21 protein-coding genes are annotated in these 24,179 nt (G+C 39.7%); 19 read left to right on the top strand and 2 right to left on the bottom strand.

Annotated features, from left to right (window positions below; all coding sequences use genetic code 11):
• Positions 1-18 precede the first annotated feature (18 nt).
• The 3 genes from IW510_RS03015 (at position 19) to IW510_RS03005 (ending at position 1,628) form a co-directional block, all read left to right on the top strand.
• Positions 19-405 carry an HsmA family protein gene (locus tag IW510_RS03015; protein WP_202056775.1) on the top strand — a complete coding sequence of 129 codons (387 nt, stop codon included), beginning with the start codon at positions 19-21 and terminating at the stop codon, positions 403-405.
• A gap of 102 nt (positions 406-507) precedes the next feature.
• Positions 508-909, top strand: a complete 402-nt coding sequence (locus tag IW510_RS03010; RefSeq protein ID WP_202056773.1) for a DUF2871 domain-containing protein — start codon at positions 508-510, stop codon at positions 907-909.
• Between the two features lie 77 nt (positions 910-986).
• Complete coding sequence (locus IW510_RS03005) at positions 987-1,628, top strand: hypothetical protein (RefSeq protein WP_202056771.1); 642 nt, start codon at positions 987-989, stop codon at positions 1,626-1,628.
• 66 nt (positions 1,629-1,694) lie between these two features.
• On the opposite strand, the gene IW510_RS03000 is transcribed toward IW510_RS03005, so the two are convergent.
• Positions 1,695-3,227 (bottom strand): helix-turn-helix domain-containing protein, encoded by a 1,533-nt coding sequence (locus tag IW510_RS03000; protein WP_202056768.1) that lies wholly within the window; start codon positions 3,225-3,227, stop codon positions 1,695-1,697.
• 506 nt (positions 3,228-3,733) lie between these two features.
• Between IW510_RS03000 and IW510_RS02995 the strand changes: the two genes are divergently transcribed.
• The 15 genes from IW510_RS02995 (at position 3,734) to IW510_RS02925 (ending at position 21,600) form a co-directional block, all read left to right on the top strand.
• Entirely contained in the window at positions 3,734-4,852 is a 1,119-nt protein-coding gene (locus tag IW510_RS02995) for a site-specific integrase (protein ID WP_202056766.1), read from the top strand.
• Between the two features lie 305 nt (positions 4,853-5,157).
• Positions 5,158-5,880 carry a response regulator transcription factor gene (locus tag IW510_RS02990; protein ID WP_202056765.1) on the top strand — a complete coding sequence of 241 codons (723 nt, stop codon included), beginning with the start codon at positions 5,158-5,160 and terminating at the stop codon, positions 5,878-5,880.
• A gap of 70 nt (positions 5,881-5,950) precedes the next feature.
• A complete protein-coding gene (locus IW510_RS02985) occupies positions 5,951-9,655 on the top strand; it encodes a MucBP domain-containing protein (protein WP_202056764.1) in 3,705 nt (1,234 codons plus the stop codon).
• Between the two features lie 16 nt (positions 9,656-9,671).
• A complete protein-coding gene (locus tag IW510_RS02980) occupies positions 9,672-10,028 on the top strand; it encodes an LPXTG cell wall anchor domain-containing protein (protein WP_202056757.1) in 357 nt (118 codons plus the stop codon).
• Positions 10,029-10,844: a WxL domain-containing protein gene (locus IW510_RS02975; protein ID WP_202056750.1), complete on the top strand. Its 816-nt coding sequence runs from the start codon at positions 10,029-10,031 to the stop codon at positions 10,842-10,844. It abuts the gene before it with no gap.
• Between the two features lie 32 nt (positions 10,845-10,876).
• Positions 10,877-11,629, top strand: coding sequence for a WxL domain-containing protein (locus tag IW510_RS02970; RefSeq protein ID WP_202056748.1), 753 nt, complete (start codon positions 10,877-10,879; stop codon positions 11,627-11,629).
• An 89-nt stretch (positions 11,630-11,718) separates the two neighbouring features.
• Entirely contained in the window at positions 11,719-12,762 is a 1,044-nt protein-coding gene (locus IW510_RS02965) for a DUF916 and DUF3324 domain-containing protein (protein WP_202056744.1), read from the top strand.
• Between the two features lie 22 nt (positions 12,763-12,784).
• The gene (locus IW510_RS02960) at positions 12,785-13,453 is read left to right on the top strand and encodes a hypothetical protein (RefSeq protein WP_202056743.1); all 669 of its coding nucleotides are present in this window, start codon (positions 12,785-12,787) and stop codon (positions 13,451-13,453) included.
• 21 nt (positions 13,454-13,474) lie between these two features.
• Positions 13,475-14,188 carry a signal peptidase I gene (lepB, locus tag IW510_RS02955; RefSeq protein WP_202056742.1) on the top strand — a complete coding sequence of 238 codons (714 nt, stop codon included), beginning with the start codon at positions 13,475-13,477 and terminating at the stop codon, positions 14,186-14,188.
• Between the two features lie 110 nt (positions 14,189-14,298).
• Positions 14,299-15,024, top strand: coding sequence for a signal peptidase I (gene lepB, locus IW510_RS02950; RefSeq protein ID WP_202056739.1), 726 nt, complete (start codon positions 14,299-14,301; stop codon positions 15,022-15,024).
• Positions 15,025-15,052: 28 nt separating this feature from the next.
• The gene (locus IW510_RS02945; protein ID WP_202056737.1) at positions 15,053-17,680 is read left to right on the top strand and encodes a YfhO family protein; all 2,628 of its coding nucleotides are present in this window, start codon (positions 15,053-15,055) and stop codon (positions 17,678-17,680) included.
• A complete protein-coding gene (locus IW510_RS02940) occupies positions 17,677-18,618 on the top strand; it encodes a DUF5067 domain-containing protein (RefSeq protein ID WP_202056735.1) in 942 nt (313 codons plus the stop codon). Before IW510_RS02945 ends, IW510_RS02940 begins: the two co-directional genes overlap by 4 nt.
• A gap of 13 nt (positions 18,619-18,631) precedes the next feature.
• Positions 18,632-19,366: a hypothetical protein gene (locus IW510_RS02935; protein WP_202056733.1), complete on the top strand. Its 735-nt coding sequence runs from the start codon at positions 18,632-18,634 to the stop codon at positions 19,364-19,366.
• Positions 19,367-19,527: 161 nt separating this feature from the next.
• Positions 19,528-20,100: a PadR family transcriptional regulator gene (locus tag IW510_RS02930; protein ID WP_202056729.1), complete on the top strand. Its 573-nt coding sequence runs from the start codon at positions 19,528-19,530 to the stop codon at positions 20,098-20,100.
• Between the two features lie 42 nt (positions 20,101-20,142).
• A complete protein-coding gene (locus IW510_RS02925) occupies positions 20,143-21,600 on the top strand; it encodes an amidase (protein WP_202056728.1) in 1,458 nt (485 codons plus the stop codon).
• A gap of 76 nt (positions 21,601-21,676) precedes the next feature.
• Here the strand turns inward: IW510_RS02925 and IW510_RS02920 are convergent, their stop codons facing one another.
• Entirely contained in the window at positions 21,677-22,654 is a 978-nt protein-coding gene (locus tag IW510_RS02920) for a choloylglycine hydrolase family protein (protein ID WP_202056726.1), read from the bottom strand.
• Between the two features lie 286 nt (positions 22,655-22,940).
• Between IW510_RS02920 and IW510_RS02915 the strand changes: the two genes are divergently transcribed.
• Positions 22,941-24,131, top strand: coding sequence for a DUF998 domain-containing protein (locus tag IW510_RS02915; RefSeq protein WP_202056724.1), 1,191 nt, complete (start codon positions 22,941-22,943; stop codon positions 24,129-24,131).
• Positions 24,132-24,179: the final 48 nt, after the last annotated feature.

Genomic DNA, 24,179 nt, shown 5'->3' with positions numbered 1-24,179 from the left:
TGGAAGAAGGAATACACGATGGATACATCCTTGATTTTAGCTATTATCACGATTACTTTGGCGCTAGTCTTCTATACAATTGGCGTATTCTCTGAGCGTCATTCCGGAGAGCTGAGTATCAAACATGTTCTTTTGTTTGGCTTGGGGCTTGTTTTTGATACGACAGGTACGACAATCATGTCTTCAATTGCGAAAGCAAAAAGTCAGACTTCTGCGTTGTCTCTTCATCAGGTAACAGGCGTTGCAGCAATTGTTTTAATGGCTGTTCATCTACTATGGGCAATCTATGTTTTGTTTAGAGGAACAGAGCAGTCGAAGCAGACGTTTCATCGCTTCAGTCTAGTTGTTTGGCTGTTCTGGTTGGTTCCGTATAGTGCCGGAGTAATCATTGGAATGAATCACTGATGAGCGGTCATTCTGCACCTTTCAGCGAAATGAAGCCGTTGATGGAAATTATTTAAAATGGATAAGAAAAGAAAGTAAGCTGTTTTACAGGAGGAAAGATTAATGAAAAAATTAGTACGAGTAAGTATGGTGTATATGATTTTAGGTTTGGTGTTTGGCGTGTATTATCGAGAGTTTACAAAATTAAACAATTTTACGGGCAACACACAATTGAGTGTGATGCACACCCATACCTTGATTTTAGGAATGTTTTTCTTTTTGATTGTTCTACTATTAGAAAAGAATTTCCAGTTGAGCACCCATAAAAATTATAAAAAATTCTATATCACGTATAACATCGGTTTAGGCGTGACATTACTGATGCTCTTAGTACACGGCACAATGACTGTTCTAGGGTACGCAGATCATGCAGCTATTTCTGGAATTGCAGGCTTGGGTCACATTATGCTTGCTGTGGGTCTTGGATATTTCTTCAATGTATTGCATGGTTCGATAAAAGAATAAATAGTGATGTCTAGTGGCAGTTTAGAATCGTATTAACGACAGACAGAAGGGAAGAAGGTAGAATAGGAGAGGTTAACATGAAAAGAAGAACTTGGATACTAGGTGCAAGTATATTGTTGATTGCAAGCTGTCTCGTTTTTTTCATTGTTGCTAAGAAAGATACCGATGCCTCTATTACGATTGAACAATGCTCTCTAGACGCACTGTCCTCTGAAATTAAGGAGGTAGTACATGAACTCGAAGAAAAAGGTGCTCAGACTATTCAGCTTTTTGAAATAAGTAATACTGAGGGGGAGCTTCTATATGCGGAATTATCTGAGAGAAGAATATATTCTGAGAAGGAGAAAAGTGAATTTGAGGTGTTTTTACAATACCCACAGGATAAGAAAAGCTTGGTTTCAAAAACGTATCAAGACACGATTCTCTTAATCAGCTATAGAACAGGCAGTACCCTGAATGAGCATATGACCAATAAGAATTCGACGTCAACCAGCAATGCCGCTGCTGTCAATTTAGCAAAGGAATATTGTACGTTTATCCCTGCGTTGGGAGAGGTAAGGAAAGACGGTACTCGCTTGGGCTATGCGGTGTTTTCTGATGATAAAATGATGATAGAGTCTATGAAAGAAGATGTCGATAATATAGAAAAAAGAATTTTGGAGGATGATTTCGTTTATGAATATCGACTCACAGTTGAACTGATAAAAGCAGAAATATAAGCGGCTATTGGCGGATAAGCAAAAAAACACCCATAATGGGTGTTTTTTTTGTCTGGCTGCAGGTTTTTAGGAAATATAAGATGCTTGTACTGCTTTAATTTTGTTAATAACACTCACTTTCTCTGTAATCAGCTTTATATCTTTAGCAGCGAGGGCAGGATTGATGTAGACAATGTTGACACTCTGTTCCTCAACTCGAATCTGTGTAGAAGCTATGATAAGGTCGGGGGAGATAGCTTCCTGGACCTCTATAGGAGAGAGGATTGAAATCTTGAAAAATGGAGACAATGCAGAAGCCAACTGCATGGAAATAACCTTTTCCATGACAATCGGCAGATCAGTCTCCAGTTTGATATGGATGACCGGATTAAAATCCGATGGATGACCAACTAGTGAGTAGAGCTCACAAAATCTGGAAACGAGTAGTGATTCATCCTTTAATAAAGGAGAATCTGAATGTTGTCGCATCGCCTCCAAACGACTGCTCATCTCTTTCCTTAAAGAAGGGAAGGTGAGTGACAGATAATTGTCAAAATCATAGCCCGTAACAGTCGTGTTGAAGCTGGGAAAAAGACTTGCCGTTATAAAGGTTGCGAAAATCAAGCTATCAACCAACTTTTGTGTCTCACTGTCAGCATTTTTCAGCTCCTCCGAGAATGTATCGGTTAACAATTCATACATAGTATAGATAGGTGTCTGATTTTGTTTATGGAAAGCGAAGGCTCGATCAAGGACGGAAGGAATCAGGTAGACACGTACACCTATTTGAGTAATCAACGCAAAATAGTCAAACTCTGCTCTCGTTGTTGGGTAGAGGGCATAAAAATTTTCAAGCAGCATTTCTGAGTCAAAGACCTCAGAGGAAGTAAAAAACAATGTTTGATTTAATTCTTCTGCATACTCAGGTAAGTTGTCTGCCGTTATTTCGTGTCCGTTTTTGATGCGGCAGATATTGACCGCTAAGATATAGCACCACTGCGCATGAGAGATCGTCTTCATAATTGAATATCGTGAAAATTGTTTTTCCAAAAACGATTTTACATGCTCCTCTTCTATAATTTCCTCGAATGGCCAAGTAATCCCTTTGAATAAACCCCAGAAAAAAATATAGCCAAAGTATCGGATAGAACGTTCGTTTCCGGTAAAGGTTACTTTGCCTTTTGCATAGGTTAATTGCAGCTCATAAGGCTTGAAAAAATCATTGCCCCGTTTAAATATCTTCTTTGCAACTGTGTCACTTATATAATGTCTCTCGCAAAAATCCTCTACATCGATTTCATCATAAAAGTATAAGTCAGTGAGAAAAGAAAAGTTGATGGAGTTTTTTACAAGCTGAAAATAAATCCTATGATAGTCCAATGCATCACCTACAAAACGATGCCCTTTGCCCTTCTCTTGTTGGATAGGTGAGATATCTGTTTCTAAATAGAGTAGACTGTCAGCTTGCAGCAACTTAAGGTATTTTAAGACAGTCCGCTGATCCATTTCGGTGCTGTCCGCAATTTTTTTCGTAGAATACCAATGCCCTTCCAGATAGAGAAAACGTAATAAAGACAATTTTGTATTCGTTTCCCGGTCTAAAAACTCAGAAATGGTCATGCCACTCCCTCCTTCCTTGATTATTTTACCCATATAATAGATGGGACACAGGAAATAATCCATTTTTATGCTCAAAAACCCGCAGGTGCCAGTTCTTCTAAGAGAGCTGGTGTCTGCGGGTCGATGTTTTTGTCAATATTTTTTTTGTTGTATTAAACGACAAAAACAAATTGGTATCTAAAAAATAAACATGATAAATTTGTGATGTAAACGATAAAAACAAAAATTAATTTCTTATTTCTTCTACAAATTAGAAAGGGACAAAAATAGTTAATTAGATTAAAAATAAATATTTTTCGTATTTTGTTTATTTCTCATTCATATTATCGAACGGGAAGTTGGAAGTCAATAGACCGTTTTTCCAATTTTTTCATTAATATTGCAAAAAAATGAGAGAGAAGTCTGATATTTATTAGATAAAAAATAATTTTATAACAAAAAATTGTTTTTTTATTGTTGCGCCGTCAAAAAAATCGTCAAAACTAGTAACAGGGAGGACATTGACAATGGTGAAAAAGGGAGAGAATATTTACAAACGTAAAGATGGCCGTTGGGAAGGGCGATACATAAAACAACGGACAACAAGAAATGAAATCATTTATGGCTATATATATGGAAAACACTATTCGGAGGTAAAAGAGAAGCTGACTCTTGTGAAAGCAAAGTATCTTTTGAGCGACTACTCAATCTCTATCTATAATGGAACGCTTGAAAGCTTCATCGGCAATTGGATGACAGGTACAGTTAAACATACAGTAAAGCCTACAACCTATTCTAATTACGTCCGTTTGATTAAGCGACATATTATTCCGTCTATTGGCTCGTTAAAGCTCCAAAAAATCAAAGAAGCTGATATTCAAGCATTTGTTTATCAACTTGCACAGCAGCAGCTGTCATCGGGAACGATTCGTAATATCTTTAATATTCTAAAGAAGGCATTGGATGTTGCAGCAGCACAAAATTATCTAGGTAAAAATCCTTGTAAGAATGTCATACTACCTAAGACAACAACGAAAAAGATTCATGCTCTTTCAATGTCAGAACAAAGGAAGCTTGAAATGCTGGCTATGCAGGAAAGAGAGTGCTCACCAATTATTTTGGCCTTGTATTCCGGTATGCGAATCGGTGAAATCAGTGGATTGAAATGGGAGGATATTGATTTTGAAAAGAATCTTATTCATGTTCAGCGGACGATTACACGGATAACCAATGAACAAACAGTAAGTGGAAAAACCAAGGTTGTAGCAGGAACGCCGAAATCGGATCGGTCGGAACGCCAAATACCAATGGCTCTTAATCTAAAAAACTATTTAATGGAGAAAAAGCACTTAGCTGTTGGTGAATATGTAATTGCTTGTAATGGAGGTCTAGCAGAGCCGCGAACAATCAATTATCGGTTCAAAAAACTGACTACTAAGATTGGCTTGGAGGATGTCCGCTTTCACTCGTTGCGTCATACCTTTGCGACACGATGCATTGAGCGTGGTGTTGATATTGCAAGCCTAAGTCAAATTCTGGGGCATCAATCAACAAAACTGACATTAGACACGTATACAGATTCTCTAATCGAAAACCGCCAGGCAGCAATGGCAAAGATTGATGAGTTATTTATGAATGCTCAGTAACTGGGCATTTCATTTTTTTGTCCAAATAAGCCGTCACCTAAATGGTCAAGACCACCAATAAATAGTATTAGAACAATAAATTGAATGTTTCTTTCTTATTTGTAGAAGAAATAAGAAAGAGTACCGTCAAAAAAATCGATAACTATTTCCCCTTGAAAGAAATAGTTGAGCAGAAAAGCAGAACCTACTCATTGAAGTTATTATAAATTGTTTTCTAAAATATTCAAAAAAAAGAGTTCGACAGTTTGAAGATAGTCCTAGGGAGAGGGACTTTCAATAAAATATATCAAGGAGGAGCATGACATATGTACAACATAGGAATGATCACTATCGGTTTTCCAGAAAAAGAAGCTAGTACGTACATAGCAGAAAAAGGCAAAGAAGCATTTGAAGTGTTCGCTGTAGATGTCGATCAACTGTCCAATGAGTTGGAGAACAAAGACGCCATTGTAATTTTTACAGATAACAAGGATTCTGTTGTTACAGAAATATGCCAGTCAATCATCGAAATCAAACGACAATCGGCGGCATATGTCTGGGTTCTTTCAAAAAACAGAGACAAGCGTAAGAGAACCATCTATTTACAACTCGGAGCAGATGGAAACATTGACACAGATTGTTCGGCAAAAGAAATTGAACTGATTGTATTGAATGCTTTGAAAAGAAGAGAAACAATTCATAAGCCTATTGAAGGAAAGCGAGTAGTGACAGAAGAACAAGCGGGAAGTAAAGAAGCTGAAAAACAACTATTTGAAATGAACGACAATAATTTAGCGGTGAGGGTTGGAGAAAAAGAAATTTCCCTTACACGTTGTGAATATCGATTGTTTCGACTGCTGCAAAGTCGAGCGGGAGAAGCATTTACTTATGAAGAAATTTACCAAAGTATTTGGCAACAGTCCTACAACAATCAGAAATATCGAATTGCGAACGTGATTTTTCGAATTCGTGAAAAATTAGAGCAGCATGCTGTAAATCCTAATTATCTAAAAACAGTTCGCTCCGTAGGTTATATGATTTGCGAGTAGATTATTTTCATGGGGGATCGGGAATAACCGTGAAAGGGGGTGAAAATAAAAAATGAGAAAGGACAGAAAAATGAAAAAATTTAAAGTAGTGTTTTCGCTTCTAATGTGTGCTGTTATGGTATTTAGCCTTTTCAGCTATGGGTTGTCTGCAAAGGACAAAGCGGTAAAAGCCGCAGCTGATATCAGTACATCGAATTACAAAACATGGACAGCAGCTACCTTAACAGAAGCGAGAGATTCGGTAAACAAGTTTTTGACACCGCTAAAAGGGGCGGATCCAGAACGTCCGTATAGAGGAAATACCACTTGGCAGGAAGGGTCTCTAGCTGCCTTGGACAAGGTCTATTATGCGGCAGTCAGTCCGGAATCAGGCATCAGTTCTGATTTGGCTAGACAACAGTTAATCCAAACTGTTAACGGATTGGAGCTGTATGATGCAACGAGTTACACTGGGCGGAATATAGCGCTTAACGATTACCCTGATGAGAATCTGAAATACGATTTGGCACAGGTCATGAGTAATATAGAAACTGGAATAGTGGAAGGGTCATTTGCTTCGACATTGAATTTTGTAGATTATGCAGGACCGATGGGACAGGTGATTCCAGGTATGACTGGTATGCCTAGACAAGAAACATTGTCTTATGTGCAAGAAGCGTTGAAGCTGCAGTTTCAGGCGATGCGTATGAACGACGGGTTTCAAGGACTTTCTGTTAATGGTTACTACTCTGGAAATACTGCTTCACAAGGAGCTACAGCTATTACCACGCGAGATGCAGGGAGAACAACCAGTAATGTGAATGGTGTGAACGCGTCTACTACGCAGTCAAATATGCTTATCTGGTTTGGGGCATCCAATCCTATGGGGGTAGCAGGTCAAAGTTCATTTGGGTCAAATCCGGCAGCGTATGTAAGATACCTTACTGAAATAGCAGATAACACTAGAAGTCATGGTGTGTATGCGTACGATACTTCAGGGTACACTACGCCGGTGATTATTTTGTATTCAAACTATGAATTTTCTTCTGAAGCAATGAAGCAGGATTTCTTGCAGAGCTTGGAAGAATATGAAAACAGTACAAAGATTGCTGCCAGAACTAAAGCTTCACCGGTATTTATTCAGGTGGCCTTTAAGAGAGACGATGCAACGAATTATGATCCGATGGTTGATAAAATCTTTACTCCTGCTCGAACGGCTAAAGGGTGGAGACACATTGAGGTAAACAGTTCAAATGCTGGTACACCACTTGATCTTGCAAAAAGATTAATGGATATAAATGTCAATCCTATTCGTGTTCGTGGTGGAGTAATAGACTACAAAGGTTTGAATAACAATCAGTTTGCAGTGAATTTACAGCGGACGCTCTACCCATCCAGTACCCTTACTGCTCTAAACTGGAATTCTACGTTAAATACAAATCAGTTTAATTTTGTTCAAAATACGTTTGGGGGTACCTATACGGATTTAACCTCTATGACAGATACCGAATTGAAATTTCAAGGTTATGCAAATGGAGGAATGTCATCCTTTGATATGACAGCGGCCAATAATGACTATTCCGGCAAGAAAATGGGGGATAAAGAACCTGCGTTCAGTAGTACGAGTCTCACCGTAAACACCGGACCGGGAACATACAATGCCTCACCTAACTTATATGTTCCACTATCTGATGCAGCTGTAGAACTTTACACTTATAACGGCAGCGGTAGTGAAACTGTTGCAGGCAACTATTCACTGAAGGATACAGTAGTAAGTAATACCTATCAAGCTTTTGGGGGAACATCTTATTCCTTAACTAACAGTCAGTTGGCTTCTAAGAAATATGGAAGCGTACTGACACAAACTGAAGCGAAGAATGCACTGAAGGCAGCAATGGGTGAGACAGCATACAACAAGCTTGATTTTACAGCTAGCGATTCGTTGAATGCCACATCTCTTACTGTAAGCTTTGATGCTAGTAAAAACGTGTATAAGATTTATGCGAAGGAAGCGCCCACCGAAAGTACCATCACAATTGAACACTGGATCAAAGGCGGTGCGAAGATTTCTGCATCAGAACAGGTGGATTTAACGAAAACGGGAACAATTGATGCATTAGCGAATATCACACCAACGACGATTTCAGGGTATACGTATGTAGATTCAGATTCAGAGCCATTGGCAAGTGTTACTTATGGTGCAACAGATAAGACAGTGAAGCTGTATTATAACGAAATACCTAAAACATCAACCATCACAATTGAACACTGGATCAAAGACGGTGCGAAGATTTCTGCATCAGAACAGGTGGATTTGACGAAAACCGGAACAATTGGTACAGCAGCGAACATCACACCAACGACGATTTCAGGTTACACGTATGTGGATTCAGATTCAGAACCGTTGGCAAGTGTTACTTATGGTGCAACGAATAAGACAGTCAAATTGTATTATAACGAAATACCTAAAACATCAACCATCACAATTGAACATTGGATCAAAGGTGGTGCGAAGATTTCTGCATCAGAACAGGTGGATTTGACGAAAACCGGAACAATTGGTACAGCAGCGAATATCACACCAACGACGATTTCAGGCTACACGTATGTAGATTCGGATTCAGAACCGTTGGCAAGTGTTACCTACGGTGCAACGAATAAGACAGTCAAACTGTATTATAACGAAATACCTAAAACAGCAACGATGACTATCGTTTATAGAAACTCCAGTGATGGAACGAAAATCCAAGCTGATAAGTCGATTGAAGGGCTGATAGGAACTACTCCAACTATTGATAAAACGGTTGAGGGATACGATTTCCTATACTCGACTCCAGATGACTTGTCCACGGTGAAGTTTGGCGAAACAACTACTGTTACGCTATTTTATAAAGTTGGACAAGGAAAAATAACTGTTAAATACGTGGATGCGACGAAGGGGACTGCAATTCAATATGAAGGGCAAACCTCCAAGGAATTCACCGGACAAATCGGAACAACAGCCAATATTGGCACGCCTCCTGCGATTGATGGATATAATTTTGCCTACTCGCTGCCTGGACAAGATGAATGGGCAACATTGCAATACAAAGTAGCGGATCAAACAGTGACGTTATATTATATCCCAATTACAGAAATCACACTAACAATTATCTTTGAAAAGGATAACGGTGAGGAACTTGCCAAGTTTGTTAAAGCCGATCAGAAAATTGGAACGACGATTGATTTGAGAAATACCTACAGTGATGTTACGGCAAAACTCAACGAACTGCTTTCTTCTTATGAGCTGTATGAGTTTCCGGCAAATGATGGTGCGTATGTGATTCCAAATAAAGATACAACGGTAACCTATAAATTTAGAGGGACATTGTTCTTATCTTCGGCACCAAAATTATTGGAGTTTGGTGATGACCATACGATCATGCACTACGGGGCATTTGAATCAGAGCGACCAACTTATAAAGAGCCGTTGACAGTAACAGATACTCGTTCCACTTTAACAAATTGGAAAATCAAAGCGAAGTTGACGGAAGATATGCATTCAAGAAAAGACCCAACATTTATTCTTACGAATGTTCTGTACTATCAAAATGGTTCAGAAAATATCGCAATCAACTCGACATCTTCCGAGCCTATCATTACCGGTAAACATAATGATACTGGTGATGTCAACGTAAGTAAGGCTGAGTGGGAAGATAAAACCAACGGCTTCCAGTTCAAATTGTCAGATAAACAATTTAGACAGATTGATGATTACGACGGAACCATACAATTCACATTAGAGGAAGCACCATAGTAAGGAGGTAATAGTAATGAAAAATAAATTGAGCTATCTACTATTATCTGCCTTACTGGTGATGATAATGGGTGGAAGTGGTTTTCAACCGGTAAATGCCGAAGGCGGAGCTGTACAAACAAACGGTCAGATTACATTTTTTGATGAAACTACAGAGTCGTCAGATAGTACAGAAACAAGTGGATCACAATTGCCTGATACTGAAACAAGCGGGTCAAAATTGCCTGATACAATAGGTGGTTCAAAGCCAGAGGGGAAGTATCCATCAACTGGCGATCTTTTTGAAAAAAGTTTATCAATCAGTGGTGGCATCATCCTTGGTGCAGTGTTGTTATTTGCTCTCTTTAGAAAAATAAAGGGGGTTGAGAAATAAATGAAAAAATTTATTTTTTGCCTAGCAGCACTAACTGTTTTTAGTGGAATTTCAGGTTCTTTATTCGAAGAGAACCAAGTATTTGCAGAAGCAAGTAAACAAGGGTCAGGACATATCAGCTTTACGGGAGATAGGGATGGAAACGGCAATGAAGGTATCAGGGATCCAGAATATCCGGATACGATTGTCGATCCGGGACCAAGTCCCAGCACGACGGGGGATTTACGTATTGATTTTGTTCCTCAGCTGAATTTTTCTGTCAATAAAATTACGAATAAAGAAATGAGTTATCCAGTCAATGCTCAGCTGTTTCATGATGAAACCCCGGCGAGAGGAAATTTTATCCAGGTAACAGATGAGCGCACAGAGGCTTTTGGGTGGAAGCTGGAGCTGCGTCAAGTCAATCAATTTCAAAATGCCGCAGCCGCAAATAGCCAGCTGACTGGTGCCATGCTTTCGTTTGATAAATCTTGGGCAAACTCTACAGAAGATTTAACTCATGCTCCTTTAGTTTCTAAAGAAGTCATTGAGATAAATAATATTGGTGAAACCTATACGCTTGCCACTGCACAATCCGGTAACGGGCTAGGTACTTGGTCCATCTCCTTTGGCGCATCGGAGAATAATCCGCTTCAATTGGAGAATACCTTGTCACCAAGGCAAAATCAGAAGGGTGAAGCAATGCTTGATCCAACGTTTGCCAATAAGCAAATCTATGAAAACAGTGCAATCACATTAAACATTCCTGCAGCGACGAAAATCAATTCGGGAACCTATTCAACGGTGTTAACTTGGATTTTATCCGAGCTACCATAAATTACAAACACAAATCTTAGGAGGAAACACACATGAAATTATCACACAAATTAGGCGGAGCAGCTTTAGTAGCACTTGCCGGAGTAAGTTTAGCAGTACCAAGTACAACAAAGGCAAACTCTATTGAAGGAAAGGGCCACATCGGATTTACTGAACAAACAGGTAAACCAACAATTACAGATAACAGTACATCAACTGATTCAGGCGGTTCTACTGGTACAGGAACAACAATTACTGAAAACTCAACATTCACAATCACTGATCCCGGTACATTCGGTATCTTCGCTGTAACACCATTGGAATTTGAAACACATTCAGTATTGACTGCATCACAAGAAAACTTCAATGCGTCATTATATGATAATGGGAACAACGTAAAAACAGCCAACCTTGTATCATTCTTGGATAAACGTGCTGACAAGCGTGACTATAAATTGAGTGCTCAATTGACACAACAGTTTAAATCAGCTGCCGGAAAAGAATTGAACGGTTCAACAATCGAATATAAGAATACTTGGATTAACTCATATGCTAACTCTGTTGGAGCAAATGGTTTAGCTGCTTCAGGTATTGTTGCTACAACTGGTTCAACACCATTTATCACAAATAATGCCGGAGCTACTAACGCCGGATACGGACAGCATGACCTAGTATTTGGTGAAAAAGCTGGAGCTGCCAATGCAGATAAATCTGTAACATTGACAATTCCAAAAGCACAAAACGCGGTTGTTGTTGCAGGGGATTACAATGCAGTAATCACTTGGACATTATCAGAAACTCTATAAGCAAAAAAAATTAAAATGACTGATGTGGGTTCATCGGCTATTCAGCCGGTGAACCCCTCTCATGAAAAAAAGAAATGAGGCAACAGGGAATGAAAAAAATCAAAAACACATTATTCATTGCTATTTTATACATATTAGGAGTATTTTCTTTTAGCTTAACTGCTGATGCAGCGGTAGGATTTACATACAAGGTGAATCAACCTGAAAACCAAATGAATAAGGAAGTTGGATATTTTGATCTGCGGATGGCTGCCGGACAAACCCAGACAGTCACGGTTGATCTGACCAATGAATCAGATGCGGAAGTCATCGCTGTAGTGACTCTAAGTGGCGCAAAGACCAATGGAAATGGGGTAATAGAATATGGTCCGATGGCAATCGATAACGATAAATCATTGAAATACGACTTTGTAGATATTGTAAAGGCACCGGAGACGGTTACTTTACCTGCCAGGACAACCGTTCCTCTTACCTTGGAAATTAATATGCCGGAAGCTACCTATGATGGGGTCATTTCGGGGGGGATTGAGTTAAAGGCCCAAGCGGACGAAGAGGAACGTGCGAAGCAGCAAGGGGTAATCAATGAATATGCGTATGTTATTGGTATGGTTTTATCAGAAACTGATACTGTTGTTTTGCCGGAGCTGGAATTAAATAGTGTAGGAGCTGGCTTAAATAATTATCGGAATAGTATTTTTGTAAACTTTTCCAATGTTGAAGCTGCCTATTTGGAAGATATGACAATGGATGTTCAAATTAACCAAAAAGGCTCAGAAGCGGTGATTTATGATGCGAAAAAGGCAAGTATGCGTGTCGCGCCTAATAGCATGGTTGATTTTCCAGTGTCAATGAATGGAGAAAAAATGGTGCCTGGGGACTACCACGCACACATTGTAGCCAGTACGAAGGATAGAAGATGGGAATGGGATCAAGATTTTACAATTACCGACGAAGAAGCAGATAAATTCAACGACCAAGATGTGAATCTAGTACAAGAGCAGGGAATCGACTGGAAGACCATTGCGATAATCATTGTTGGCGTATTACTCGTCTTTCTACTCGTTTTTGTCATCGTTCGTGTGTCAATGAACATTAAAAAGAAGAAGAAAAAGAAGAGAAAGAAGAAAAAATAAAAAGACGAGGAGATGAGGAATAATGAGTACTTTGGATTGGTCATTTGTTGCCCTTGTATCTGGGGTACTTCTCTTCGCTTTTTTTGGACTGGTTTTGCTTTTTATTGCTATTAAGAGTAGGAAAAAACTACGATTGTTTAAGAAAAAACGTCCGCCAAAGAACAAAAAGAAGCGGAGACGCTTTATGCAAGCAAAACGAAAATTGGCACGTTCATTTAGAAAGCAGTTAACATGGGGCCTATTACTGCTAGTATTTGCAGGTCTTTGTTCAGGAGGAGCGATGTATTCACGCTATTATCAGCAAAATAGGTTGAACGGAGAAGAATCAGAAGCAATTGTGCAAGGATACTACATACTTGATGAACTGGCGGTACAGCTTGAAAACGTCAATAAAAATGAAAACCCACAAAAATCCATCAAAAATATCAGGAACCTTTCGGCGAAAATGGTGAGCTTTGGATTTACTAAATCATCGGCAACGCTGAAGGAAGAAAAACAGGTGCTGTTAAATAGGTATTTTAACACGATGAAGCAGCTGGGAACGAATTTGAATGAACAGACAGTAGAAGCGTTGCAGCAAGAAGATATTTTTTCCGGCTATATGAACGATATCAAGAAAATGGAAGACAGTCAGAAAGAGATATTCAAGCAATTTAAGATTAACGAGGCTGCTCTAAAGCAAAAGCAGTAAGAACAACCTGAGGTGAGTTTTATGGACAAGCCGAGAAAGAAAAAAAGATTACCTGCATTGCAAGGAAAAAAGGACACCTTTCCGAAAAAAAAGACAACTAGCGGCAATAAAGCTGTTCCTAAAAAAAGAGCAAAAGCGTCAGGGAAAAGTACACGGAAAAAAGGCAAAATGAATGCCGAGAAACGAAAAGCAAACAAAAGAAGGAAACAACGGAAGTTGATTATAGAGCTGGCTCTGACCTTTAGTATATCGATTATTCTATTGTATGCGGTAACCGTTTCGGTCTTTGTACTTCCGAAAACGACTGGTTATTCCATGGTTCCCACGTTGAATGACAAGGAGCGCTTGTTTGTTTACCGATGGGGAAGCATCAAACGATTTGATCTGGTCTACATGAAAAATGCCAATGGAGAACGAAGTATTCGTCGAGTAATCGGACTTCCGGGAGAAGAAATCGACTATCGAAATGGCGAGCTGTATGTCAATAATGAGCTGAAGGCTGAGCGTTTTTTATCTACAGTAACTAAGGGGGAGTCAGACGAACCCTTAACAGCGGATTTTAAACTCTCCGATGTATTAGAGTCAGCACAAGTTCCTGACAAAGAATATTTTGTTTTAGGGGATAACAGAGAGTACGCCACAGATAGCAGGTTTTACGGCTGTGTAAATGAAGAAGATATTATAGGAATAGTCAAAGCTAGAATTTTTCCATTCTATGATATGAGACAGTTCTGACAAATATAACCTATGAGCGAATTAGTTTTATGCACCATTGCTTAGCCAATCATGAAGGCACCTGTCGTGCAATGATTATTTTTACAAGGCTATATAGAAGGTAGTGAACGATGACGAAAATAGAACAACAACGAACTACGCCACGAAAAAAGCGAAGGAAAACGGGGCAGTCGACTGTAAGAACTGTCAGTTCTTCAAAGGGGAGACGAAAACAGCAAAGCTCGATTCCGAAAAAGGTGCGTAAAAGGAAGCAAAAAAACAATCAAAAGAGGACGTTGAGAGAAATCCTGCATTCTCTGGCAAATGGAAGTACGGTTATGCTCATTCTTGTGCTTTTTCTGTTTGGCTACTTTTTCTGGAATTTTTCTGCACATCGCGTGGATGGAATATCTATGGAACCGACCTTCAAAGAAAATGATCGCATTCTTCTAAAGAAGAGACAAGAGGTGACACGTTATGAAATCATCACCTTTCAACCAAAAGGAGTGGAGAATACTTCTTATATTAAACGGGTCATAGGAATTCCGGGAGATTACATATGGGTTGTCGGTAATAGTTTGTTTCTCTTACAGGAAGGAGGAGCAGAAAGACGTGCGGAGGCGCCGACGAGCAGCGGGGATATGCTGGACAACATGTTGAAAATCACTATATCAGATGCAGCAGCGGAAGAATTGTCACAATATAAAATGATTCCGAAAAATCAGTACTTTGTCCAAGGTGATAATCGCAATCATTCCAACGACAGCCGTGACTTTGGTTTAGTGAATAGTGAACAAATTGAAGGGGTTGTCTGTTATCGGTATTTTCCATTTAACAAGCTGGGAATACCGCATTAATAAATAGAAAGAAAGTGAGTAATTTTATATGACGATTGAAAAAATAAAAGAGTTTTTGAAAAAGAACTCTTTTTCAATGAGTATCAGCTTCATTATTCCTGTATTAATCATGATTGTTGCGTACTATACGGTAGGGGTCTACCCGGGAAGTAAGGCATCAATCATGGCTTCAGATTCCTTTTCGCAATACTCGAATTTCCATGCGAGCTTCAAAAATGTGTTGGATGGAAAACAAAGTATTTTTTACACATGGTCCGGATCTTTGGGATTAAACTACTGGGCGCTGTCAGCCTATTATTTAAACGGGATTTTCACGCCCTTGGTAGCCTTCTTTAATAACAATAATATGCCGGATACGCTGTATTACTTAACACTGCTCAAATTTGGTGCGAGTGGTTTATCCTTTTGGATATTTTCACATAATACATATAAATTGAACCGTTGGCTAATTTCCGGGCTGAGCGTCAGCTATGCATTGATGTCTTATGCGGTTGCTTATTCAGAAGTTATCATGTGGCTGGACACCTTTGTGTATCTGCCGCTGATTATCTTAGGGATTCATCGTTTAATGGATAAAAGAAAACCTGTGTTGTTGTTTGTCAGCTACCTGATGCTATTCGTATCGAATTTTTATATGGCATTCATGGTAGGGGTCTTTTCATTCATGTATTTTTTTGCCCGAACCTTTACGAACTGGCAAAGGTATAAAAAATCTATCGGATTATATCTCTTCACTTCGTTCTTAGCTGGTGGAGCTTCGATGATTGTGATTCTACCTACGATTATTGATTTGATGACGAATGGGGAAAGCCTGAGCCAAATTAGTAAATTTTGGACTGTAGATACTGGTATCTGGGATTTAATTGCTAAGAATATGGTCGGCGTTTACGATACGAGTAAATATAAGAGTATGCCGTTCATTTACATTGGTTTGCTTCCGCTGATTTTTTGTATTTACTATTTTGTCACGAAGAAATTTCCGCTTAAGAATAAGCTGATTTACGGGTCATTATTCGCTGTGATGATTGCAAGTATCTATATTGATCCGTTGAATCTGTTTTGGCATGGCATGCATGCGCCGTATATGTTCCTATTCCGATTTAGTTTTATTCTGTCCTTCCTGATTATTTTACTTGCCGGCTATAGCCTAGAGGCTTTTTCTAAGGAAGACATCAATGACCTGATAAATGTGATTCTAACGTTGGCCGGAATCTTTTTAGCCTTTGTCCTTCTATCAAGTAAGAAGAGATACGGTTTGATTACGACAGAATCGTTAATCATTACAATAATTCTGCTAGGTATCTACCTATCTGTTGGGTTGATTTATGTGCATAAACCACAATGGAAAAAGTTCGTATACATTGGTTTACTGCTGATTATGATCGGAGAAACTGGTTTTAACGCACAACAAATGATTTCAGGTATCAGCCGTGACTGGGGATATTCGTATGCTCAATATTATCAGGATCAATCTGAGGATATCGAGAAACTTGTTGCGCAAACAGAGAACAATGATTCATTTTTCAGAATGGAGAACCTGACCTCTGCTTCCGCGAATGATAGCTTTAGATATGGCTATCATGGTGTTTCAATGTTTTCTTCAATCAGAAACCGTCACTCTTCTCAATATATGAACGCGCTGGGGTATCGCTCATTGGGAACGAACCTGCTGATTGATTATAAGAACAATACCTTGTTGGCAGATACGCTGGTAGGAATGAAGTACAATCTTTCGAGCAATAAAGGCTTCAACAAGTTCGGTTATGAAGCGGTTGGAAAAAGTGGAGACTATACTCTATATGAAAACCAATATGCACTGCCTTTGGGGATTATGACTGATGATAGAATTTATGAAAAGGATGCTGTAAAGAATCAGACGGAGCTGTTCAATTATTTATCAGAGACTGAGGGAGAACTGTTCAGCTTTGGTGATGCACCGATTATCGATTCACAAAATGTGATTATTACTGAATCAGAAAATGTGATTGAGCTAGGGGAAGAAGAGATTGCTCATTCAAGAACAATTAAGCTGTTAGTGACGGTTCCGGCAAAAAGTCAGGGCTATGTCAGCATCGTTCCGACCGATTTAGGGAAATTCGGAAGAACAACCGTGACGGCGGAAATCAATGGCGAAGCGGTATCCAATAGAATCTCTGATACTGGGCAATATTATGATTTAGGCTATCATGAAAAAACGACAGCTGTAGAGCTTGAATTAACCTTTACAGGCGGTATGCAAACGATAGGTGTCTATCGACCGGATGCGGTATTCCTTAATACTGAGAAATTTGCTGAAGACGTAGAGAAGATGCAGGAAAAAGGGGTCGATTTTGATGTTCAAGGCAGAAAAGCAAGGGCAACAGTAGAGTCTAAGGAAGAGCAAGTTCTCTTAACGACGATTCCTTATGAAAAGGGCTGGTCAGCGTATATTGATGGAGAAAAAGTGGAGATCGAGCCATTTAAAGAAGCCTTTTTGACGGTTACGATGCCGGCAGGAACGCATGAATTGGAATTCGTTTATCTACCACAGGGCTTTAAGGTAGGTGCCATTCTATTTGTCTGTTGTATTCTTATTTTTAGTGTCTACTTGTTTTGGCGGCGTCGCCATGAAAAACAGCAAGCAATTGCTGGAAATCAAGGAGAAGTGGAAGAATGAGGGGAAAAGGATTTTTGATGATTATTTGCAGCTTGTTTTTATTAAGCGGCTGCCAAAAATATTCTTTAAGAGAGAGTGCCGATGATTTTTCTTTTAACGGCAGTGAGTACTCATTAAAGCTGCCAGCTGGCTGGGAAGCGGAAGAAGATTCTAAAGCAACTTTGAATGGTTCATCGGTATTTGGTGCAAAGGATAGAAACAGCAATTCAGTCATGTTCATTCGAGCGGATAAAGAGGCTGATTTAAGTAAGGAAGCGTTGGAAAAGCACGCAAAGAAATATTTGAAGAACTACTATGATGTAAACAGCACAGAAATGGACAGTTTTACTGCCAATAAGCGACCGGGGATTCATTACACCTTCCGAGCAGATTACGAAGAAAAGGATTCATGGTTAGATATTTATTATGTATCAACAGAGAATGGTGTTCTTGAATTTTTCTTTTATAGCCAAGTGGATAATTCCTATGAGAAAAGAAAAGAAGCCTTTGATGATTCTGTAGAAACCCTGTCCGAAAAGGTTACTGGAGAGGTGACGGAGGATTCTTCAGAAGAATTGAACAACAAGGTTCAAAATGATACCTTGTCCATGCAGCTGAGCAGTTACAAGATTGAAACTGAAGAAGCTGGTCAATTACTCGTGATTCGGTATGTGTATACAAATAAGGAACGTAAAGCTTATCGCCCGATAGATAAGTGGCAGGAGTTTGTGAAAGTTACACAGGATGACCATGCGTTGAAGGAAGCCGGTCATGAAAATCTATCTGATGACACCTTGGCTTATCTGGCAGAGAACAGTCAAAAGGAACTCAATAAAAATGAAGTCATCGAGGCAGCTGCCGTTTATTCGCTGGAGGCGGATAGCAGAGAGCTGATAATTATTACCTTTGATCAGACTGAATTTCCTAACAAGAAGCCAATAACCATTCAAGTTGACTAATAGGAGGAAATGTATGAGAAAATATATAACGCTACTATTTTGTTTAAGTGCATTTGTGTTGTTGACTGCTTGCTCAAAGCAAAAATCAACAGCGGATGTGGAGCTGCCGGAAGAGGATGCAGCATTTGTCTGGTGGGGAGAACGGACTAGAAATTTTGGACAATCTGAGTATACAATCTCAGAAGATGAAATCAAAGAGGTTGTAGAGGAGAAATACGGGCAGAAGCTCTTACCACTTTTTGAGGCTGCAAATGGAGTGATTGACGAAGAGTTCAGTCAGGATGATTTGACAATGGAAGAAAAAATTGCTGTAGTAGCATTTGAACGGACGTTCAGGCTTACGCGTTCTGCTTTTTTTGCGAACAAAGAGGGTGAGAATCTGGTAAGTATGAAATCAACAATAGAATACGAATATTATCAAGATAGTGGAAAAAGTAAATTGGCAAGCCAAGCAACGGAAATCAGAACAGCGACTGGTGATGGTGCCTACCTAGGGAAAGATTTAGAAGCGTTTATTAAACATTTGATGGCATTGATGGATATTTCTGCTTCTGAAAAATCAGTCAAATCTTTTGAAAAGAAGAATGGGGAGGACGAAAAATCACTTGCCGGACAATCAGTTAGCGTATATGATAGCCGACCAACTGGTAAAGAAGAACAGACCTTTGGAAAATATTTGATTGTTCAATATGATGATAAAGGCATTCCGCAAAATATCTTTTTAGGAACTGAGGATTATCGCTATTAGAAGAGGGAGCAACTAAAGAATAAAGGCACAATGAAAAAACAAGAGCACCTATGGATGTTGCAGCATCCATAGGTGCTCTTGTTTGATGTAAAAAGTGTGTATTTGCTGTTCTATCTAGTTTATGTTATATTCAACTTGTGGAATATAGAGAGGTGAGGGAAATGTCATTAAAGCATGGACTTTTAGGCTTATTGAATGCGGGACCAATGACCGGCTATGAGCTGGATCGCTCGTTTAAGCGGTCGCTTGCTCATTTTTGGCAAGCGCAAACCAGTCAAATTTATCGGGAGTTAACAGCGATGGAGGAGAAGGGCTGGCTGCAAAGCGAAGAGGTCATTCAAACAGAGAAACCTAATAAACGAGTATACTCCTTAACAGAAGCTGGAAATGAGGAGCTGCAGCGCTGGCTTTCAACACCAGAGACGGATGTTGCGAAAGCAGTGGTTGTTCGAAGTGCATTTCTTATGCGGGTATTTCTAGCCGGCGAAATGCCGGAGGAGGAAGTGCTTACTATGCTTCAACACTTTAAAGAAGAATGTCTGAAGACGTTAGGCTCTTTTGCCTCTAACCGAGAGGCCATTGCGCATTATGGTGCTGCTGCGGCACATGAAAAGCGCGTCAAATACTGGGAATTGACAGTCATGTATGGAGAAAGTCAATGTCGTGCGGCGCTTGATTGGGTAGAGCAGGCGATTTTTTTGTTGAAAGATGAAAAAAAGCATGAAGCTACTTAATGACCAGATAATTGATTTTAAAATGAAGGAGGGTAAAAAAGGATGAAGGATGCATTATATTGGATAGAAAAGTTCAAGAAAAAAGAAATTAGTCTGTTAGAGTATTACACTGAGCTGGATAAGAAGGTCAAGGAGAGGAATCCTGAGCTGAATGCGTTGGTTGAATGGACGCTGGATGAACAGCTTGAAAAAATAAAGGCGTATTCTATAACAGAAGATCAGCCCTTCGCTGGAATGCCGATACCGCTAAAAATGCTCGGTCAGGAAAAAGCGGGCTGGAAAAGCACCTTTGGTTCACGATTGCTTTCAGAGCATCGTGCATCAAGAACATCCAACTTTACATCAAGATTGGAGAGTGTTGGCTTTGTTCCTGTAGGACAGACCAATTCACCGGAGTTTGGGTTTAAAAATATTACCGATCCATTGTTGTATGGCCCTGCTCGCAACCCGTGGAATCTTGCTCATTCTCCCGGTGGGTCAAGCGGAGGTGCTGCCGCAGCTGTGGCAAGTGGACTGTTTCCAATTGCCGGAGCCAGTGATGGTGGCGGTTCAATCCGAATACCGGCGTCTTTCTGTGGCTTGATTGGCTTGAAGCCGACAAGAGGAGCCATGCCATCTGGACCAAATGGCTGGCGTGGCTGGCAAGGAGCAGCCATCGATTTTGCAGTTACGGTTTCTATGAGAGATACTGAGGCACTTTTTTATGCACTTAGAGGAAATCATAAGGCTTCACCGTATCATCCGCCTCGTGAAGAATGGCAGGAGCACACGAATAATAAGACTCTGAAAATTGCTTATTTATCGGCATCGCCTGTAGGAACACCGGTTTCTATTGAAGCGGAGCTGGCACTTAAACAGACGATTGCAGAGTTGAGCAGGTTAGGTCATGAGCTGACGGAGGTTACGTGGCCGTTTGATGGTAGAGAAATGATTGAAAGCTACTATGTGATGAACGGAGCAGAAACGTCGGCGATGTTCTCCGGCATGCAACAGGGGATGTCCCGTAAGCTGACTGCTAATGATATGGAGCTGTTATCTTGGGGGCTTTATCAGTATGGCGAATCGATTCCCGTAAAAAGGTATATTCATGCTCTGAATGTATGGGATGCAATCGCATTAAGGATGGAAAACCTGTTTTCAGAGTATGATTTGCTTTTAACACCAACGGCCGCTGATTCTGCACCAAAAATTAATCAAGAGTTTCAAAGTGATGAAATCCGGACAGCACTCCATCACTCCGAAAATCTAAATGAAGCTGAATTGGCACAGCTGGTTTATGATATGTTTGAGAAAGGCTTGGCACTCACACCGTATACGCAGCTGGCGAATCTAACAGGACAGCCGGCGATTAGTCTGCCTCTGCACCTGACCCAAAGCGGGCTACCGTTTGGACTGCAGTTTATTGCTTCTAAGGGAAGAGAAGATTTGCTGTTTGCAATTGGTAAACAGCTTGAATCGCAACAATTATTCAAGCTTCCGGACTTCTATAAAAATACGTAGAAAAAATCCAACAAGAATAATCAAAATAAAAAAATGGGAGAGTGACTTGCCTAGGCAAATTACTTTCCCATTTCTTTTATAATTCTGTCGTACTGAAACTAGATGAAACTGTCAGTTCAATCGGTTCAGACGCAGTTAATCTCTCTTCTGTCAATTGAACCTTGAATACTTCTTGAGTATGGTAAGGGTTGAAGTAGTAACAGCGGTTTTTTGTATCGAATACTGCTCGATATTGTGTATAGTCAGTGGCGCCATCATTTTTTATATTGACCCCTTTAGGAATCGTCACGTTATCTAAAACATGAAAAATACCGGTTAAGGCACCATCTACAGTTTCTGTATTTGATACATAGCTTCTCAAAAAGGCCGCACGTACAAATCTTTCAGGGGAGGTGTAGCCACCTGGTAAGCCATACGTACCGGAACCTTGTCCGAAAGGCGCAGCGGGCATATCACCAAAGGATTTGGCTGCAAAATTTGTCGGTTGTAAAAACAGATAATTGTTCAAATTCTGCAGGTGCCACTCAAAGCGTGGGCTGTTAGTCATCACATGAACTGGGTTTTCTTTGATTGTCAGTGTTTCATCATGAGTCTCAATAACCACTGTATTTCCGCTGGAATCTGTAACGATGAAGTGCAGCGGTAGGACAATACCTAATAATTTGTTCTCCCTATTTACCACAACTACTTCGTTAATTCGTGTCTTCAGTTCTTCGATAGAGCCGATATTTCCTAATACCCACATAATAAACTCGTGGGGAGCCAGTGCAATTTTTTCAGGCACGGCTTTTTTCATATAGCTGGCTTCTGTGGGAAAGTACAGTTCAGCAATGGCTAAGCCGTGCTCATTTACGCCATCTGCGAATAAATAGGAATTCAGCTTTCTTCCGGTACCGACAAAGCCTAATGGAAATGTGAGCTGTTCACCTAAATCAGTGGTAAAGCTGTAGTTCCTTGGAATTATGGTTGGTCGTCCATCCAGCTCAAAGCCAAAATCCATCGTTCTGGCAAGAAAATTCGTTTGTTCATTTGCTAAAGTGATACTAGTGCACATACTATTCCCTCCTTTATGCCCAAAAGTATACGCTTGATTATTGAAAATCACAACAAAGATGATGGCGGTAAAATTAGTTGTGTGTTGTGTAACCGAAGCCTGATGAATTGATAACCAGTCGTCACTATTGCTAAAAAGGAACGATAAAAAATAAATAACGGTTTAGTCGGTTGAAATTATTTGAAGATTTTGTGTACAAACGTTATTCTATAGAGTGATTGATAGCTGTTCGAATAACGAATGATTCGAGAGCGAGCAAAGTTTAGGGTAAAGGGAAGGGATAACAATGAAAAATGAATCAGAGTTTCAGTTACCGGAGGAGATACTAAAAGAAATTGATATTGATCAGCAAAATGAGATGGATTTGGATGTGCAGACAGGCAAACTAACAATTAGAAAAAAAGAAAAGGGAGGGATGGAAAAACAGGCGATTTCTCTGAGAGGCTTCTTATTGCCGACGGTTATTGCGACAATTATCTTTTTTCTGTTTTTCTATTTAAAGAAATATACTTATGTTCCTTTAGTCGGACGTCCTTCTATTGGTGAGCTGGTCAGTACAGTTGGAGTAATAACTGGAATTCTTACGCTGATTATTACATTTGTTGGTGTGAAGAAAGGTCGAACACAATCTCAGGCGAAAAATCTGTATTGGCGAAATTTTCCTGCATTGGTTATTTCCTTCCTGATTATTTTATTTCTTGGGTCATTGTTTCTCTCTAGACTGTTAGGCTATATGTTCCCGGGAATTGCTTTTGATTTATTTACAGCGACCTTGTTTTTCTTTGTGATGATGGCAGTCATTAATTACTTGATGATTTATCTGGTCTTGGAGCTGACGCCGATGCTCTTGACGAATATCCTGACTATTGTCATTGTGGGTGGTGCCTTGGGTGCAATGCTTACCAATCGAGAAAAACAATGGTGGCAGCATAATTTCAGTTTTTTAGGAACCGTGGAAGCGACCAGCAGATGGCAGTTCAATCTGACATTGATTTTATCGGCCGTCTTGATGATTGCACTAATCGACTATTTATTCGTCAATCTTAAGCAAAAATATAGTGGAATCAAATTGACGATTCTTCGTTGGCTGTTGATTCTTGTTGCGTTGAATCTTGGTGGGGTGGGAGCATTTCCTTATCAGGATGATTCAATTTATGGCACGATTCATAATCAGGTTGCGGCCAATTTGGTTTACCTAATTATTATTTTGATTATCGGCATGCATTGGCTGCTGCCGAAGGTTACGAAAGAATTTAAGGTGACCTCTTATGTCATTATGGGATTACTTGTTCTGACTGTAGTGTTATTCCAAGGCGTACATTATTTTTCTTTGACAGCTTTTGAGCTGGTTTCCTTTATGATTGCCTTTGTCTGGCTGTTGATGCTCTTCCAGTATCTGCAAAAGCTGGTCATTGAAAATACAGAAAAAGAACAAATTACGATTTATTTGGAAAATACTGAAAAAGAAGTAAGCTGAAAACAATAGAAAAGCATCGAAAACAGGACCGTGCTAGTCTTGCTTTCG

The sequence above is a fragment of the Enterococcus sp. BWR-S5 genome (genome assembly GCF_016745255.1).
Lineage (GTDB): Bacteria > Bacillota > Bacilli > Lactobacillales > Enterococcaceae > Enterococcus_L.
This window is presented reverse-complemented; position numbering and strand designations above follow the sequence as displayed.